Raw genomic sequence first — 15,689 nt, forward strand, 5'->3', positions numbered from 1 at the left:
CCGGCGCCGCGTGGGCGCGACAAGCCACGACGCGGCTGCGCGTCACCACGGGCCCCGGGGAGGGGTCAGGCTTCGGCGAGGGCGGCGGCGAGGGTGGCGTAGGAGGGACGGTCGAAGGCCATGAGGCGTACGTGTTCGACGCGAGTCGACGCGTGGGTGAGGACGGCGACGGCGATGCGAGCCGCCTGGTCGGCGGGGAAGCCGAAGATGCCGGTCGAGATGGCGGGGAAGGCGAGGGTGGTGACGCCGAGGGTGTCGGCCACTTCGAGGCAGCGTCGATAGCAGGAGGCGAGGACGTCGGCCTCGCCGGAGGCGCCGCCTTTCCAGACGGGACCGACGGTGTGGATGACGTGCCGGATCGGGGGGTCGAGGTCGAACCCGGGGGTGGCGACGGCTTCTCCGCGCGCGCAGGGCGCCAGGGCGGCGCCGGCCTCGGCGAGCCGGGGGCCGGCGGCCCAGTGGATGGCGCCGTCGACTCCGCCGCCGCCCTGGAGGGACTCGTTGGCGGCGTTGACGATGGCGTCGACGTCCTGCTTGGTGATGTCACCCTGGACGACCTCGATGTGGACCATGTTCCGATGATGTCAAGCGAAAGCGGGCGGGGCACGTCGATTTCGGTTACGGGGTCCGCAGGGCGGCGGTCAGGTCGCGCAGGTGGTCGTTGACGGGGCCGAGGCTCAGGAGCCCGCTGGCGGCGCCCGCCAACTCGTCGGCGGCGGGCAGCAGTTCGGCGTAGGCGCGCCGCGCGGCTTCCGTGGAGCCGAGCGCGAGGGCGGCGCGGGCCGTGAGGGTCCACATGGCCTCGTAGAGCAGGTCGCGCGGGGGCTCGGGGGCACCCCGAAGGGCGGCGGCGGCCTCGGAACGGCGGTCCTCGGCGAGCAGGAGCAGGGGGCGGACCCACGGGGCGTACGGGCCCCAGTCGACGTCGGTCCGCGCGAGGACGCGCAGGCCGCGGCCGTGCCGGAGCCGCAGGCTCAGGAGGGCGAGGGGGAGGAGCCCGCGCTCCAGACCCGGCATCCCGGCCCCGGTCAGCTCGGCGGCGGCCTCCCCGTACGCGGCCTCCGCCGCCTCGAAGGTGCCGGTCTCCGCGAGCCGCAGCGCCCCGTACCACCGCGTGAACACCTCGACGAGCGGCAGCTCATGACGCTCCGCCAGCCGGTCAGCGGCGGCGGCGTGCTCGTCCGCCGCCCCGAAGTCGCCCCGTGCGCACGCCGCTTGGAGCCGGATGAGCCGGCCGAGCACCTCGGACGTGAACAGGCCGTGCCGCGCGGAGAGTTCGACCAGCTCCGCGCCGATCGCATCGCGTTCCGGCGCCAGACCCGCCCGCTGAAACGTCTGCATGAAGGCCGCGTTGAGCGCGAACGCCAGCAGCACCGGATCATCCAGCCGCCGCGCCGCCTCCTCCGCCAACCGCGCCGCCTGCGCCCCGCGTCCGCCGCTTCCGCCGAGGGCCCCTCCGCCGACCCCGCCGCCGGCCCCGCCCCGCGACTCCAGCGCGATCGTCGCCAACAGCCGTGCGCGCAGGGCCTCTTCGGCGGGGCCCGGCGGCAGGGCCGTCAGGGTGCGTTCGGCGGCGGCCACCACGTGGGCGGCCTGGGCGGGGTCGTCGAGGCGGGTCCAGACGGCGGGGACGTCGTAGGCGCCGATGACGCGGGCGCAGAGGTGGGGGTCGCCGAGTTCCTCGGCGGCGGAGACGGCGGCGAGGCGGTGGCGGCGGGCGGACTGGAGCCCGTCGCCACCGGTGACGGCGAGGCCGCGCAGGAGGGTGACGGTGGATTCGAGGCGGGCGCGGGCGCCGGTGGGGACGGTGCGGTCGTAGGCGGCGGTGGCCTCGGCCCAGACGCGTTCGGCGCCGCCCGCGCCGGGGTCGAGCCGGTCGTCGGCCTGCCGGAGGATGTCGGCTTCGAGGGCGCGCAGGCCGGGCCCGGGGTCGACGCCGAGCTGTTCGACCAGGAGGGTGCGGGCGCGGCGCAGTACGGCCAGGGCGTCGCCCTGGCGGCCCGAGCGGTAGAGGGCGAGGGCGAGCAGCCGCCAGGCGTCCTCGCGCCAGGGGTGCTCCGCCGCGTGGGCGTCGAGGTCGGCGGCGGCCTCGGCGGCCAGGCCGAGGGAGAGCCGGGCCTCGGCCCGGCGTTCCACCGCGTGCAGCCGCAGTTCGGCGAGGCGGGAGCGTTCGGCGCGGGCCCACGGCTGGTCGGCGAACTCGGCGTACGCGGGCCCGCGCCACCACCCCAACGCCCTCTGGAGCAGGGCGAGTACGTCCTTCGGCGGCAGTCCGGCGGCCTCGGTCACGGCCTGTTCGAAGCGCCACGCGTCCACCGTGTCGGGCGCGGCGCGCAGCGCGTATCCAGGGCCCTCGGTGACCAGCAGCAGGGCGGGCGCGCGCGGCGGGCGGTCGGGTTCGAGGGTGCGGCGCAGGGCCGCGACGAAGGTACGGAGGGTGCCGACGGGGTCCGCGGGCGGTGCGGGGGAGCGGCCGGGACCCGCGCCGTCGTCCCCTGGCCGCTCGGGCCAGAGGTCCTCGACCAGCCGGGCGACCGGTACGACGCGGCGGCGGGCGATGACCAGGCGGGCCAGCACGGCCCGGTGCCGTGGCCCCCTCAGCGCGAGGGCCGCACCGCGTACCGCCTCGTCCGGGCCGTCCCCGCTCTCGGCCCAGGCCACCACCGGCCCCAGCACGCCGAACGCCACCCGCACCACGTACCGCCTCTCCGGGAGTTCCCCCAGGTCACGGTAGCGCGCTCATCGGCTGCTCATCCGCCGCCCACACGCTGGAAGCACGAGCCCGTTGACGCGCTCGGCCCGCGTACGACCGGACCGCCGTGTACGTACACGGTCCGCCCACGCGTACGGCCCGCGTACGTCCACCCACCGAAAGGGGCACCCCATGCCACCCGCCATCCCCGGCTTCGACCTCCGCCGCGTCCCCGCGGCCGACGGCGTCACCCTCACCGCCGCGGTCGGCGGCTCCGGGCCGCCCGTCGTCCTGCTGCACGGCTTCCCGCAGACCCACCTGATGTGGCGGCACGTGGCCGCCGACCTCGCGGCCGACCACACCGTGATCTGCCCTGACCTGCGGGGTTACGGCGCGAGCGACAAGCCGGCGGAGGCCGGGGGGATGACGACTGACGCCGTCTACGCCAAGCGCACCATGGCCGCCGACATCGTGGCCGTGGCCGCCGCCCTCGGGCACGACCGCTTCGCGCTCGCGGGCCACGACCGCGGCGCCCTGGTCGCCTTCCGCGCCGCCCTCGACCACCCGGGCACGGTCACGCACCTCGCCTGCCTCGACGTCCTGCCCACGCTCGACATGTGGGAGGCCATGCACGGCACCACGGCCGCCGTCGGCTTCCACCTCTACCTGATGGCGCAGCCGCCCGGTCTGCCCGAGCGGATGATCGCCGCCGACCCCGACCTCTTCTTCGGCCACTTCCTGGACCTGTGGGCGCGGGCTCCCGAGGCCGTCCCGGCCGACGTGCGCGCCGTCTACCTGGCCGCCTGCCGGGCCGCGGTCCCCTCGATCGTCGCGGACTACCGCGCCTCGGCCGGTATCGACGTCACCCACGACGCGGCCGACCGCGCCGCGGGCAACCGGCTCCGTATGCCCGTCGCCGTCCTCCAGCAGGACTGGGGCGCGGCCCTCGGGTTCGACGCCGCCGCGCTGTGGTCCGCGTGGGCCCCCGACCTGCGGCACACCACGGTCGACACCGGCCACTTCATGGCCGAGGAGTCCCCGGCGACGGTCGTCAGGGCCCTCCGCGACCTCCTCGCCCGCTGATCCGAAGGCCCGCCCGTCCAGACGCCAATACGTCCATACGTCTATACGCCCAAACGTACGTCGTACGGCTGTCACGCCCGCGCGTCGGCCGGTGTCTTCATGCACGGAGCCGCACGGCGCCGCACAAGGCGGCGCCGGGGCACCGAGGCACGACAAGGAGGCCACCATGGCGCTGCGTATTCCGAAGGCCGAACTCCCCGCCGAGGTCCGCGAGGCCCTGGCCGAGCAGCTCGGCACGGTGCCGGAGCCGGTCGAGGTGACGTACCACCACCCCGCGCTCGCCGCGGCGAACCAGGTCTTCGCGGCCGAAGTGGGCAGGTGGGACGTGGTCGACGCGAGCCTGAAGACGTTCGCGCACATGGCCGTCGCGGCGCAGATCGGGTGCGGTTGGTGCCTGGACATCAACTACTTCCTCGCACTGAACCAGAAGCTGGACCTGGCCAAGGCGAGCCAGGTCCCGCGCTGGCGCGCCGCGGACGTCTTCACACCGCTGGAGCGGGACGTCCTCACCTACGCCGAGGCCATGACCACCACCCCGCCGGACGTGACCGACGAGCTGTCGGCCCGTCTGCTCGACGTCCTCGGCCCGGCCGGGCTGGTCGAACTCACCGTCCACATCGGCTTCGCCAACCTGGCCGCCCGGTGCAACACGGCGCACGGGATCACCTCGCAGGGCTTCTCGGACGCGTGCGAGATCCCGCTGGCCACGCGCCCGGAGCCGTCCGACGTAGCGTCGGGCGCATGAAAGAGGACACCGCCGAGGACCCGTACGTCGTCCACCGCAGCCTGCTCTTCACCGTTGCCTACGAGATGCTCGGCTCGGCGGCCGACGCCGAGGACGTGCTCCAGGAGTCCTGGCTGCGGTGGGCGGACGTCGACCGGTCGCGGGTCGGCGACCCGCGGGCGTACCTGGTACGGGTCGTCACGCGGCAGTCGCTCAACCGGCTGCGTACGCTGGCGCGCCGCCGCGAGGAGTACGTCGGCGAGTGGCTGCCTGAACCGCTGCTGACGGCCCCCGACGTCGCCGAGGACGTCGAACTCGCCGACAGCGTCTCGATGGCGCTGCTCACCGTCCTCGAAACGCTCGGGCCGACCGAGCGCGCGGTCTTCGTGCTGCGCGAGGTCTTCGAGACGCCGTACGGGGAGATCGCCGAGGCGGTCGGGAAGTCCGTGACCGCGGTACGCCAGATCGCCCGGCGCGCCCGCGACCATGTGGCGGCCCGGCGGCCACGGGTCGAGGTCAGCCGCTCGGAGCAGCAGGCCGTCGTGGAACGCTTCCTCGCCGCCCTGCGCACCGGCCGGGTCCAGGACCTGCTCGACGTCATGGCACCCGACGTCGTCTTCGTCGCCGACGGCGGCGGCCTCGCCCCCGCCTCCCGCGTCCCCGTGCACGGCGCCGCCCGCGTCGCGGCCCTCCTGGCCGGCCCTGGCCGCCTGGTCTCCGCGCTCTGGCTCAACGGCGCCCCGGCCGCCCGCGTCGAAGTCAACGGCCGCGTCGCCGCCGCCACCTTCGTCGTCCGCGACGGCCGCGTCACCCACATCCACGCGGTGGCCAACCCCGAGAAACTCACCCGCCTCGACACCTCCCCGACCCGCCTCGCCCGTTGAGGGGTCTGTCAGGGCAACTCGGGCCGTACGAGGGCGCGTTCGAACGGCTCCCCGGTCCGGCGCGCGTACGCCGTCCGCTCACGTACTTCGCGGAGCGTACGCGGCCGGTATCCGGGGCCTGAGCAGCAGGACTTGTGGAAGCGGACGCCCGCGTTCAGCAGCACGCCGAGGGTCCGCCACGCCGCGACATCGCGGCGCCGGGGAGGGGCGAAGGCCGACCCCACGTGAATCAGGACCCCGGCACAGCGCGGACAGATCCGCTCCCGGTCCGCGCCGTAGGGCTGCTTGTACGAAGCCCGGCACGGCAGACACACGTAGGAAGTCCTGGCGTGGCTCATGAGCCCACGATAGGCGGCGACTCGGGCGGGCCGCCGCTCGATTTCGCCGCCCGCCGGCGGATGCCCCCGACGTCAGCGATGCCAGTCCGTGGCGGCCCCCTGGCGCCGCGCCGCCCACACCGTGCGCTCGGTCCGCACGGTCAGGTCGTCGCGGCGCGCGATGCTGTCCGGGCCCTCGGCGTCGAGGAGCCGGTCGAGCGCGGCGAGGTCTTCCGGCGCCAGGGTCTCGGCGATGCCGCCGCGCATACGGGTCAGGCTGGTGAGCGCGTACCGGCCGACGGCCTCGGTGTGAGGCGGGCCGATGTTCACGGTCACGACGCGCTCGCCCACCACGGTCAGACCCGCGGCGCTCAGCATGGGCCCCCAGTCGGCGCCGCGGTGCGGCACGTGCTCGGCGTGGTGGCGGTCGAGCGCGGCGTGGCAGCGCTCTTCGAGCCCCGGGCGCTCCGCGGGCGCGTCCTCGGGCAGGAAGCGCGGGAAGCCCGCCAGTTCGACGACGGCGAAGAGCCCGCCGGGCGCGAGCGTGTCGTGGACCTGGCGCAGTGTGCGCTCCGGGTCCGCCATGTGGTGCATGGAGGCCGACGCCCAGACCAGGTCGGGCGCGCCGAGTTCGGGCCACTGCGTGTCGAGGTCCGCCCGGACCGTACGGACGCGCTCCGCGACCCCGGCCGTCTCCGCCTTGTGGCGCAGACGGTGCAGGTGGTCGGCCGAGGTGTCGACCGCGGTGACCTCGGCCTCGGGGAAGCGCCGGAGCAGGGCGAGGGTCCCGGCTCCGGTGCCGCAGCCGAGATCCACGATGTGGCGGGGGGCGGTTTCGACGGGCAGCCACGCGGTGATCGAGGCGGTGTGCTCGGCGAGGACTTCCGCGTCGAGGTCGAGGATGTCCGCCTGGCTGTCGGCCTCGGCGTCGTGATGGCTGTCGGTGCCGTGAGCCTGAGCCTGAGCCTGAGCCTGATCGCGATCGTCGTGGCCGTGGGCGTCGTGGGCCGCGTGCGGGGCTGCGTGAGTCATGGCGCCCACCGTATGAGGGCCGCGGGCGGGCGGCCCGGTCGCTTTCGGGAACGGCAAGACGGTGGGCGTCCGGGCTGCCGGCGGCGCAAGTCGCGGGCCCCGACCTGCGTGATCTGCGGGCCCCGACCTGCTCGATTCGCCGAACGGGCTCAGGCCCCGGCCCCCGCACCGTTGCCCTTCTCGTCGCCGCGCTGGTGCCCGCGCCGCGCGTCACGGTCGAAGATGCCCAGCAGTTCGCAGGGCCCGCCCTCGGCGCCGATGGCGTGCGGCAGCATCGTCGGGAATTCGGCCGACTGGTTGGTCTCCACGCGGAAGCGCCGGTTGCCCAGCAGCAGCACGGCCGTGCCCGACAGGACGACGAGCCATTCGCGCCCGGGGTGGGCGCGCAGCCGGGAGGGGCTGTCCGGCGGCGGATTCGTCAGGCGCTGCCGTACGACCGTCATACCCGGGTCCGCCTTGACGGCCCAGCGCATCGCCTGATGTGCGGAGTCGATCATCGGACTGGAGATGACGTCCTCCGTGGCCGTCTCGACGAGCTGGTCGAGCGTGGTGTCCATGGCGCGCGCGAGGGTCACGAGCTGGTCCAGCGCGAGGCGGCGCTGACCGTTCTCGATCCGGCTGAGCGTGGAGGGGCTGAGCCGCGCGCGGCCGGCCAGTTCGTCCAGCGACCAGCCCTGCGCCACCCGCAGCGCGCGAATCCGTTTGCGTACCAGGCTGTCGAGATCTCCATCGTCTTGCGTCATAGGCAACATGTTATGCCTCCCACGCAAAGTCCGCTTAGCGTGGTCGTACCGGGCCCCGGACGGGACCCGCCCACCGCAAGGACGCAAGCCAGCAAGCCAGCAAGCCAGCAAGCCAGCAGGTCAGCAAGCCAGCAAGCCAGTAAGCCAGTAAGCCAGCAGGTCAGCAGGTCAGCCAGCATGTATGGAGAGGTACGCCCATGCCCGCGACGATTCCCGAGCACGTGAACGATCCCGCCGATGTGACCGACGCCTTCGCCCCGGCTTTCGACGCCGTGGTGATCGGCGGTGGCGCCGCCGGCCTCAACGGCGCCCTCATGCTCGCCCGCTCCCGCCGCTCCGTCGCCGTGGTCGACAGCGGCACCCCGCGCAACGCGCCCGCCGACGGCGTCCACGGCCTCCTCGGCCTCGAAGGCATCCCCCCGGCCGAACTGCTGCGCCGGGGCCGGGAGGAGGTACGCCGTTACGGCGGCAAGGTGCTGGTCGGCGAGGTGACCGCCGCCGAGGCAGTCTCCGGCACCGGGGCGGTCTCCGGCACCGAGGCCGTCCCCGCCGCCGGGGAGATCCCCGACCCGCGGTTTACGGTCACCCTCGCCGACGGCGCCACCCTCCGCGCCCGCCGCCTCCTGGTCGCCACCGGCCTGCGCGACGTACTCCCCGACGTCCCCGGCCTCGCCCGGCACTGGGGGCACGACCTCGTGCACTGCCCGTACTGCCACGGCTGGGAGGTGCGCGACGAGCCCATCGGCGTACTCGCCGTCGGCCCGGCCTCCGTCCACCACGCCCTGCTCTTCCGGCAGTTGACCGACGACCTGGTGTACTTCACGCGCGGCGCCGACCTGGACGACGAGACCCGTACGCGCTTCGCCGCCCGCGCGATCCGGGTGGAGGACGCCCCGGTGGCGGCGGTCGAGTCCGCCGAGTCGGCCGAGTTCACCGAATTCGCCGAGCCCGCCGCGATCGAGGCGGCGCGCGGGCACATCGCGGGCGTACGGCTGACCGACGGCCGGTTCGTACCGCGCCGCGTGCTGGCCGTCGCGACCCGCATGCTGGCCCGTACCGACGGACTGGCCGGGCTCGGTCTGCCGATGGAGGACCTGCCGGGCGGCATGGGCCGCCGCTTCGCCACCACCGGCCCCGCGGGCACCACATCGGTGCCGGGCGTGTGGGTCGCGGGCAACGCCACCGACCTGACCGCCCAGGTCGGCGCCTCCGCCGCCGCGGGCGCCCTGGCCGGTGCGCACATCAACGCCGACCTGGCCGCCGCCGACACCGAAGCGGCTCTCGCCGCACCGGACACGCCCTAGGCGCGCTCTGACGCGGCGGGGTCCGGCGCCGCCCGTACGTGCGCGCGCTCGCCCTGCTTGCCGACGAGGCTGAGGAATTCGACGGGCCCCGAGCCGGTGGAGCCGAACCAGTGCGGCGTACGGGTGTCGAACTCGGCCGCCTCGCCCGGCTTCAGTACGAGGTCGTGCTCACCGAGGACCAGCCGCAGTGTGCCGTTGAGCACGTAGATCCAGTCATAGCCCTCGTGGCTGCGCAGGACGGGCTCCACGGCGCCGCGCGGCGGGGCGGGCAGGACGAATTTGTACGCCTGGATGCCGCCGGGCCTGCGGGTCAGCGGCAGCACGGTCGAGCCGTCCTTGCAGGCGATCGGGCGCAGGTTGAGGCGCGGGTCGCCGGTGCGGGGCGCGTCGACCAACTCGTCGATGGTGACGCCGTACACCCGTGCCAGCGGCAGGAGTTGCTCCAGCGTGGGGCGGCGCAGGCCCGCTTCCAGCCGCGACAGCGTACTGACCGAGACGCCGGTCGCCGCCGCAAGATGCGTCAGCGTCAGGTCCCGGCCGAGCCGCAGATTCTTCAGGCGGGGGCCGACGGCGTCGAGGGTGCGGCCCACCTCGTCGTCTGAGCCGTCTGTTCCGTCCGTGCCAGCCGCGTCATCCATGAGCCCAGTTTGCCGATCGGCAAACAATTTTGCACATCGGGGCCGGTCGTGGCGACGATCGCACCCGCGTTTCCCCTTGTTGACCGTCCCTGGTGAAAGGTCCGTCCAGATGAGCACGGAGAGTCCGAACCTGCCCGCGCGGGTCAGCGCCGAAGCCGAGTCCGGAGCCGGAGCCGAAGCCGAAGCCGAAACCGAGGGCGCGGGCGCGGCCGTTGACGTACCGGCCGACGTAACAGCCCCTGATACGGCGGGTGTTGACGACCCGCGTCGGCGCCGCGCGATCCTGGTCGCGGTCTGCGTCGCGCTGATGGCCGTCATCGCCTCGGTGTCCGGCCTCAACGTCGCCCAGCCAGACCTGGCCGTCGCGTTCGACGCCTCGCAGAGCACGATCCTGTGGATCATCAACATCTATACGTTGAGCCTGGCGGCGCTGCTGCTGCCGCTCGGCGCGGTCGGCGACCGATGGGGCCGAAAGCCCGTACTGCTCACGGGACTTGCCGTCTTCGGCGGCGCCGGCGTCGTCGCGGGTCTGGCGACGTCGGCCGAGGTCATGATCGCGGCGCGGGTGCTGAGCGGTGTGGGCGCGGCGATGATCATGCCGGTGACGCTCGCCGTCATCACCTCGACCTTCCCGGCGGAGGAGCGCGGGCGGGCGATCGGGGTGTGGACCGGCGTCGCGGGCGGCGGCGGAATCCTGGGCATGTTCCTGTCGGCCGCACTGGTCGACGTGGCGAGCTGGCGCTATCTCTTCGTCCTGCCCGTGGCGCTCGTGCTCGTGGCCGCCGTGATGACGGTGCGGTCCGTGCCCGACTCGCGCGACGCGACGACGCACTCCTTCGACACGGTCGGGGCGCTGACCTCGGTGGTCGCGGTGGTCGGGCTGATCTTCGTGCTCCAGGAAGGTCCCGAGCGGGGCTGGGCCGCGCCCGTGACCCTGCTCAGCCTGCTGGTCGGCGTCCTGGCCGCCGTCGGCTTCGTGGTCTGGGAGCTGCGGCGGCACGGTCCGCTGCTGGACGTACGCCTCTTCCGCGAGCGCGCCCTGGCGGGCGGTTCCGTCGCGCTGCTGGCCGTCTTCGGTGTCCAGGCCGGGATCTTCGTCGTCCTCTTCCCGTTCCTCCAGGCCGTGTTGGGCTGGTCGGGCCTGCTGTCCACACTGGCCCTCATGCCGATGGCCGTCCTGATGATGGCCACCTCGGGCCTCGCGCCGCGGCTCGCCGAACGGATCGGCGGCCGTCACACCATGGCCCTCGGCATCCTCCTCGGCGGCGCGGGCCTCGCCCTCATGGCCACCCTCGTCTCCGTAAGCGGCGGCTACCTCTCCGTCCTGCCCGGCATGCTCGCCATGGGCATCGGCATGGGCCTCACCATGACCCCCGCCACCGAGGCCATCACCGGCTCACTGCCCAGCGAACGCCAAGGGGTCGCCTCCGCGCTCAACGACGTCACCCGCGAATTCGGCACCGCTCTCGGCGTCGCCCTGCTCGGCGCCCTCCTCTCCTCCGGCTACCGCGGCGCCATCGGCCCCCGTCTCGACGGCGTGCCCCCGGCCACCGCCGCCACCGCCCGCGAAGGCATCGCCAACGCCGTCGAAGCCGCCCGCGCCACCGGCGGCCCCGCCGCCCCCGCCCTCGTCCGCGCCGCCCGCCAGTCCTTCGTCGACGGCTGGCAGCAAGCCATGTGGGCCGGCGTGGCCGTCATGACCCTCCTCCTCGCCTACCTCCTTGTCCCGGACGGGCGGCGCGGGACTCGTCGCTCAGCCCGCTAAGGCGGGCGCGTCGGCGGCGGTCAGGCACAGGGGCACAGTTGCAAGCGGTGTGCTTGCAAAAGTTAGCGGGGTGGGGGATGGTGGAGGCATGGCTTCGCTGAAGGTGGGCAACGTCGGGGAGTACCTGCGGGAGCAGCGGCGGGGGGCGCGGCTCAGCCTGCGGCAGTTGGCGGAGGCGGCCGGTGTGTCGAATCCGTATCTGAGCCAGATCGAGCGCGGGCTGCGGAAGCCTAGTGCGGAGATCCTTCAGCAGTTGGCGAAGGCGTTGCGGATCTCGGCGGAGACGCTCTACGTGCAGGCGGGAATGCTCGACGCGCGGGAGCGGGACGAGCTGGAGGTGCCGGCGGTGATCATGTCGGACCCGTCGATCGATGAGCGGCAGAAGCAGGTGCTCATCCAGATCTACGAGTCCTTCAGGAAAGAGAACGCCGCCGCGGAAGCGGCCGCCAAGGCCGAAGAAGCCGCACGACAAGCCGTGGAAGAGCAGAAGAACGTGGAGGCGGATTCGTCTCCGACACTCGTACGGGAGGAATCCGAGAAATGACCATCACCGACGACATCGTCAAGAGCCTGCGCAACCCGACTCCGCTGTACGCGGTCGCGGGCACGGCGGACCTCGCCGCGGCGAAGCTCCGCGAGGTGCCCGCACTGCTGGAGAAGCTGAAGGACCAGGCGCCCGAGCGGATCGAGAAGATCCGCGGCACCGACCCCAAGGACGTGCAGCAGCGGGTCACCGCGCAGGCCAAGGACGCGTCGACCAAGGCGCAGACGCGGCTGAACGAGACGATCAGCGGCATCGACATGGACCTGAAGAAGATCGGCGGGTCCGTGCAGGACCTGGCGCTCCAGGGTGTGGGCCGGGCCGCCGAGTACGCGGTCAAGGCGCGCGAGACGTACGACGAGCTGGCCGAGCGCGGCAAGGGCGCGGTCGCGCAGTGGCGCGGCGGCGCGGCCGACGAAATCATGGAGATCCCGCCGGCCGTGAAGCTCGCGGACATCCCGGCCGACGAGCCGCTGACCGAGCCGCTGACCGAGTCGATCGGCGACCGGCTGGCCGCGAAGCCCGCCGACAAGCCTGCCGCCCGCAAGACCACGCCCCGCAAGCCGGGCGGCGCGAAGAAGGCGACCGACAAGTCCGCGGAGTGAGGCGAGGGCCGGGCACGCTTTGCGAGCCCGGCCCGTTGTCCGTACAGGAGCCGGTACGGTGGGGCGGGCGGCAAGCGGACGGCCGACAGGGTGCCGGCCGACAGCGACAAGGGCGGTGGACGGCGTGCTGATCACGGGGTTCTTCGGGGTGCTCGGCCTGGTGTCGTGGGCGCTCTTCCTCTTCGCGGCCTTCGCCTTCATCGACGCGGCGATCCGCCGCGAGGACGCGTACCGGGCGGCGGACAAGAACACCAAGGCGTTCTGGCTGATCATCCTCGGCATCGCGGCCGTGGTGATGAAGCTGTTCTCTGTGCTGTCGTTCCTGCCGATCATCGGCCTGATCGCCGTGATCGTGTACATGGTGGACGTACGCCCCGCCGTCCGGCAGATCACCGGACCCCGCCGTGGCGGCGGCCCGCGGCGGCGCCGCGGCGGTGGCAGCAGCAGCGACGGCCCGTACGGCCCGTACAACGGCTGACGTACCCACCGACCGGGCGGGCGCACCGGCACACCGGGGGACCGGCCTCAGATCCGCTTCGGCCGCTCCAGCAGCACAACCGCCACGTCGTCCGTCAGCTCGCCGCCGTTCAGCTCCCGCGCCTCCGTGAGCGTCGCGTCGAGCAGTTCCTCGCCGCGCAGGCCCTCGGCCAGCAGCCGGGCGGTGATCCGTACCATCCCGTCCTGCCCGAGCCGCTGCTTGCCCTGGCCGATCCGGCCCTCGATCAGGCCGTCGGTGTAGAGCATCAGGCTCCACTCGCCGCGCAGCCGTACCGGTATCCGCTGCCAGCGGGCGTCCGGGAGCAGGCCGAGCGCCGGGCCGCCCTCCGTGTACGGCAGCAGTTCCGGCACGCTGCCGGGAGCGCCGGGAGTCGAGAGCAGCGGCGCCGGGTGTCCGGCCAGATGCAGATCGGCGCTCCGCGCGTCCGGCGCGATGTCGACGGTGCAGAGCGTCGCGAAGATCTCGTCGTCCGACCGCTCGTGTTCGAGCACCTGCTGGAGCGTACGCAGCAGCGCGTCGCCGCCGAGCCCGGCGAAGGTCAACGCGCGCCAGGCGATGCGGAGTTGGACCCCGAGAGCGGCGGCGTCCGGGCCGTGGCCGCAGACGTCGCCGATCATCGCGTGGACGGTGCCGTCGGGGGCCCGGACGGTGTCGTAGAAGTCGCCGCCGAGCAGGGCGCGGCTGCGCCCCGGGCGGTAACGCGCCGCGAAACGCAGGCTCGCGCCGTCCAGCAGCGGGGTCGGCAGCAGGCCGCGTTCCAGCCGGGAGTTCTCCTGCGCGAGCAGCTTCGTCTCGGTGAGCTGCCGGTGCGCGAGGTCGGCGCGCTTGCGTTCGACGGCGTAGCGGACGGCGCGCGTGACGGTCCCGGCGTCGACCTCGTGCCGCGCGAGGTGGTCCTGAGCCCCGACCCGTACGGCCTCCGCGGCCCGCCCGTCGTCCGCGCCGTCGGTCAGGACGAGTACGGCGGTGCCGGGCGCGAGCCGCAGCACCTGCCGCAGGCCGTCCAGTACGTCGGGCAGGTCGAGCAGGATGCAGTGCACGTCGTCGGTGAGGAGACGGCCGGCCGCGGTGAGATTACGTGCCCGCAGGATACGGATCCGCGGCCCGCCGCCGTCCTGGAACCACGGCGCGGTGAAGGCGTCCGTCGCGTCCTCGCCGATCACCAGCAGCGTGAAGATCGCGGGACCGCTGCCCGGGTCCTGCCGCTGCCGGGGCAGCGAGAGGGCGCCGGACTCCGTAAAGGGCGCGCTGGACTCCGTGTAGGGCGCGCCGGACTCCGCACACGGCGTGACGGACGCCGGTACGGCGACCGACGTCGGTACGGACGGCGGTACGGAAATGGGCGCGGGCCCGGCCGTGGCAGCCGGCCCTGAACCGGGTACGGCAGCGGGGCCCTCGGCCCCGCGCGTCTCGTCGGTGGCTGAGGGCCGATCGGTGCCGCGTTGGGCTGCGGACATCAAGCGACTCCTTCCCTCCCCCGAGGATCTCCGGAGACCCTAGTGGCTGGAGGCAAGGTGACGGGAGGGTAGAGAGTGAACCGTCAGCGTCATATGCGGCGGTCAGCAGGGGATTTCACGGTGGATGTGTTGATCCGCACATGACCAAGGTCACGCGTGGTGGCCACAACCCCGCCCCCGCCGCGACCCGCGTCCGGACCGCCGCCCGTACGCGTACCCCCCCGTATCTCCACGCCCAGACGTGTGCCAACCGTCATCAACCCGGTCGTACGACCCCCAGGATCGGCATCGAACCCGCCCCCGCCACCACCACGTCCCGTCCCGGGCGCGGCGCGTGGACGATCGCGCCGCCGCCGACGTAGATGCCGACGTGGCTGGCGTCGGAGAAGTAGATGACGAGGTCGCCGGGGCGCATCCGGTCCACGGGCACGTGGGGGAGGCGCGCCCACTGTTCCTGCGAGGTGCGCGGGATGGGATGACCCGCCGCCGCCCACGCCTGGGAGGTGAGCCCGGAGCAGTCGTACGAGGACGGGCCCGCCGCGCCCCACACGTACGGCTTCCCGATCTGCCGGGTCGCGAAGGCCACGGCGCGGCGGCCCGCTGCGGAGGACGCCGTGGACGCGGCGGTGACCAGGCGTTTCGCGTCACCGGTCGCCAGCCAGTCGCTCTGCGCGCGGTACGCCGCCTCGTCCTCGAGCCGCGCGAGCCGGACGCGCTCCCGCTCCTTGAGCGTGGCCAGCAGCGCGGTGGCCTCGGCGAGCCTGGCCCGTACGCGCTGCCGCGCCCCGGCCGCCGTCTGCTGCGCGTCGACCAGTTGCTGCCACCGCTCGGTGGCGGCGTGCGCGTAACCGTCCAGCTTCCCGCGCGTGTCGGCCAGCGCGTCGATCGTGGCGCTCGCCGCGCGGGCGCCACGGGCGGCGAGTCCCGCGTCCGACAGGAAGGTGTCGGGGTCCCCCGACATCGCCAGCCGCAGCGTGTCCGGCACCCCGCCGGCCCGGTACTGCGCGCGGGCCAGCGCCCCCGCCTGCGCGGTGAGCGTGCGCAGCCGCGTCTGCGTACGGTCGATGGCCACCGCCAGCGCCACCAGGTCGTGCTGCTGAGCCCGTACGCGTTCCCCGGCCGCGTTGTACACGTCCGTCGCCGCCTCCGCCTGCCGGTACAGCGCGTCCACCTCGGCCTTGACCTGGGCCAGGGTGCGCGGGGGCGCGGCCTGCGCCGGGGTCGTGGCCGTGACCGTGACCGTGGCCGTGGTCAGCGCGACCGTGGCGGTGAGCGCCGTGAGCGCTGCCGCGCAGGTGCCGCTTCGGGTGCCGTTTCGGGTGCCGCTTCTGGTTCCGCTTCGGATTCCGCGGGTCATCCGGGCCTCCCTCACGTCACGGGCGCGGTGGCTCTTCGCTCGGTTCCT

16 protein-coding genes are annotated in these 15,689 nt (G+C 73.8%); 8 read left to right on the top strand and 8 right to left on the bottom strand.

The window, feature by feature from the left end; all coding sequences use genetic code 11:
* Positions 1 to 65: 65 nt before the first annotated feature.
* Together BGM09_RS07055 and BGM09_RS07060 are read right to left on the bottom strand one after the other, a co-directional pair.
* The gene (locus tag BGM09_RS07055) at positions 66 to 572 is read right to left on the bottom strand and encodes an O-acetyl-ADP-ribose deacetylase (protein ID WP_188280568.1); all 507 of its coding nucleotides are present in this window, start codon (positions 570 to 572) and stop codon (positions 66 to 68) included.
* Positions 573 to 618: 46 nt separating this feature from the next.
* Entirely contained in the window at positions 619 to 2,694 is a 2,076-nt protein-coding gene (locus BGM09_RS07060; RefSeq protein ID WP_188280617.1) for an AfsR/SARP family transcriptional regulator, read from the bottom strand.
* A 190-nt stretch (positions 2,695 to 2,884) separates the two neighbouring features.
* On the opposite strand from BGM09_RS07060, the gene BGM09_RS07065 reads away from it, so the two are divergent.
* The 3 genes from BGM09_RS07065 (at position 2,885) to BGM09_RS07075 (ending at position 5,383) form a co-directional block, all read left to right on the top strand.
* Entirely contained in the window at positions 2,885 to 3,775 is an 891-nt protein-coding gene (locus BGM09_RS07065; RefSeq protein WP_188280569.1) for an alpha/beta fold hydrolase, read from the top strand.
* A 166-nt stretch (positions 3,776 to 3,941) separates the two neighbouring features.
* Positions 3,942 to 4,520 (top strand): carboxymuconolactone decarboxylase family protein, encoded by a 579-nt coding sequence (locus tag BGM09_RS07070; protein ID WP_188280570.1) that lies wholly within the window; start codon positions 3,942 to 3,944, stop codon positions 4,518 to 4,520.
* Complete coding sequence (locus BGM09_RS07075; RefSeq protein WP_188280571.1) at positions 4,517 to 5,383, top strand: RNA polymerase sigma-70 factor; 867 nt, start codon at positions 4,517 to 4,519, stop codon at positions 5,381 to 5,383. The genes BGM09_RS07070 and BGM09_RS07075 overlap by 4 nt, the downstream gene beginning before the upstream one ends.
* A gap of 8 nt (positions 5,384 to 5,391) precedes the next feature.
* Here the strand turns inward: BGM09_RS07075 and BGM09_RS07080 are convergent, their stop codons facing one another.
* From BGM09_RS07080 to BGM09_RS07090, 3 genes are all read right to left on the bottom strand, one after another.
* Positions 5,392 to 5,721 carry a deoxyxylulose-5-phosphate synthase gene (locus tag BGM09_RS07080; protein WP_188280572.1) on the bottom strand — a complete coding sequence of 110 codons (330 nt, stop codon included), beginning with the start codon at positions 5,719 to 5,721 and terminating at the stop codon, positions 5,392 to 5,394.
* A gap of 72 nt (positions 5,722 to 5,793) precedes the next feature.
* A complete protein-coding gene (locus BGM09_RS07085; protein ID WP_188280573.1) occupies positions 5,794 to 6,732 on the bottom strand; it encodes a class I SAM-dependent methyltransferase in 939 nt (312 codons plus the stop codon).
* 149 nt (positions 6,733 to 6,881) lie between these two features.
* Positions 6,882 to 7,484, bottom strand: coding sequence for a helix-turn-helix domain-containing protein (locus BGM09_RS07090; RefSeq protein ID WP_223186447.1), 603 nt, complete (start codon positions 7,482 to 7,484; stop codon positions 6,882 to 6,884).
* A 188-nt stretch (positions 7,485 to 7,672) separates the two neighbouring features.
* On the opposite strand from BGM09_RS07090, the gene BGM09_RS07095 reads away from it, so the two are divergent.
* The gene (locus BGM09_RS07095) at positions 7,673 to 8,779 is read left to right on the top strand and encodes an NAD(P)/FAD-dependent oxidoreductase (protein ID WP_188280575.1); all 1,107 of its coding nucleotides are present in this window, start codon (positions 7,673 to 7,675) and stop codon (positions 8,777 to 8,779) included.
* Here BGM09_RS07095 and BGM09_RS07100 read toward each other — a convergent pair.
* Entirely contained in the window at positions 8,776 to 9,417 is a 642-nt protein-coding gene (locus BGM09_RS07100; RefSeq protein WP_188280576.1) for a helix-turn-helix domain-containing protein, read from the bottom strand. The two genes, BGM09_RS07095 and BGM09_RS07100, sit on opposite strands and share 4 nt — an antisense overlap.
* A 307-nt stretch (positions 9,418 to 9,724) precedes the next feature.
* Here BGM09_RS07100 and BGM09_RS07105 point away from each other — a divergent pair, with 307 nt between their 5' ends.
* From BGM09_RS07105 to BGM09_RS07120, 4 genes are all read left to right on the top strand, one after another.
* Positions 9,725 to 11,182, top strand: a complete 1,458-nt coding sequence (locus BGM09_RS07105) for an MFS transporter (RefSeq protein WP_223186454.1) — start codon at positions 9,725 to 9,727, stop codon at positions 11,180 to 11,182.
* Between the two features lie 88 nt (positions 11,183 to 11,270).
* Positions 11,271 to 11,726, top strand: a complete 456-nt coding sequence (locus BGM09_RS07110; RefSeq protein ID WP_188280578.1) for a helix-turn-helix domain-containing protein — start codon at positions 11,271 to 11,273, stop codon at positions 11,724 to 11,726.
* Entirely contained in the window at positions 11,723 to 12,328 is a 606-nt protein-coding gene (locus tag BGM09_RS07115; protein WP_188280579.1) for a hypothetical protein, read from the top strand. The genes BGM09_RS07110 and BGM09_RS07115 overlap by 4 nt, the downstream gene beginning before the upstream one ends.
* 124 nt (positions 12,329 to 12,452) lie before the next feature.
* A complete protein-coding gene (locus BGM09_RS07120; protein WP_188280580.1) occupies positions 12,453 to 12,806 on the top strand; it encodes a DUF2516 family protein in 354 nt (117 codons plus the stop codon).
* A gap of 47 nt (positions 12,807 to 12,853) precedes the next feature.
* On the opposite strand, the gene BGM09_RS07125 is transcribed toward BGM09_RS07120, so the two are convergent.
* Positions 12,854 to 14,284 (bottom strand): PP2C family protein-serine/threonine phosphatase, encoded by a 1,431-nt coding sequence (locus BGM09_RS07125; RefSeq protein WP_188280581.1) that lies wholly within the window; start codon positions 14,282 to 14,284, stop codon positions 12,854 to 12,856.
* 256 nt (positions 14,285 to 14,540) lie between these two features.
* Positions 14,541 to 15,641, bottom strand: coding sequence for a C40 family peptidase (locus tag BGM09_RS07130; RefSeq protein WP_188280582.1), 1,101 nt, complete (start codon positions 15,639 to 15,641; stop codon positions 14,541 to 14,543).
* Between the last annotated feature and the right edge of the window lie 48 nt (positions 15,642 to 15,689).

Origin of the sequence: Streptomyces sp. CBMA29, assembly GCF_014596445.1 — a bacterium.
GTDB lineage: Bacteria > Actinomycetota > Actinomycetes > Streptomycetales > Streptomycetaceae > Actinacidiphila.

Bases quoted from the DNA above. Each gene is read 5' to 3' on its own strand.
- BGM09_RS07095 (WP_188280575.1), top strand. From the start codon at position 7,673: ATGCCCGCGACGATTCCCGAGCACGTGAACGATCCCGCCGATGTGACC.
- BGM09_RS07125 (WP_188280581.1), bottom strand. From the start codon at position 14,284: ATGTCCGCAGCCCAACGCGGCACCGATCGGCCCTCAGCCACCGACGAG.
- BGM09_RS07100 (WP_188280576.1), bottom strand. From the start codon at position 9,417: ATGGATGACGCGGCTGGCACGGACGGAACAGACGGCTCAGACGACGAG.
- BGM09_RS07090 (WP_223186447.1), bottom strand. From the start codon at position 7,484: ATGTTGCCTATGACGCAAGACGATGGAGATCTCGACAGCCTGGTACGC.
- BGM09_RS07130 (WP_188280582.1), bottom strand. From the start codon at position 15,641: ATGACCCGCGGAATCCGAAGCGGAACCAGAAGCGGCACCCGAAACGGC.
- BGM09_RS07070 (WP_188280570.1), top strand. From the start codon at position 3,942: ATGGCGCTGCGTATTCCGAAGGCCGAACTCCCCGCCGAGGTCCGCGAG.
- BGM09_RS07055 (WP_188280568.1), bottom strand. From the start codon at position 572: ATGGTCCACATCGAGGTCGTCCAGGGTGACATCACCAAGCAGGACGTC.
- BGM09_RS07080 (WP_188280572.1), bottom strand. From the start codon at position 5,721: ATGAGCCACGCCAGGACTTCCTACGTGTGTCTGCCGTGCCGGGCTTCG.
- BGM09_RS07110 (WP_188280578.1), top strand. From the start codon at position 11,271: ATGGCTTCGCTGAAGGTGGGCAACGTCGGGGAGTACCTGCGGGAGCAG.
- BGM09_RS07115 (WP_188280579.1), top strand. From the start codon at position 11,723: ATGACCATCACCGACGACATCGTCAAGAGCCTGCGCAACCCGACTCCG.
- BGM09_RS07075 (WP_188280571.1), top strand. From the start codon at position 4,517: ATGAAAGAGGACACCGCCGAGGACCCGTACGTCGTCCACCGCAGCCTG.
- BGM09_RS07105 (WP_223186454.1), top strand. From the start codon at position 9,725: ATGGCCGTCATCGCCTCGGTGTCCGGCCTCAACGTCGCCCAGCCAGAC.
- BGM09_RS07065 (WP_188280569.1), top strand. From the start codon at position 2,885: ATGCCACCCGCCATCCCCGGCTTCGACCTCCGCCGCGTCCCCGCGGCC.
- BGM09_RS07085 (WP_188280573.1), bottom strand. From the start codon at position 6,732: ATGACTCACGCAGCCCCGCACGCGGCCCACGACGCCCACGGCCACGAC.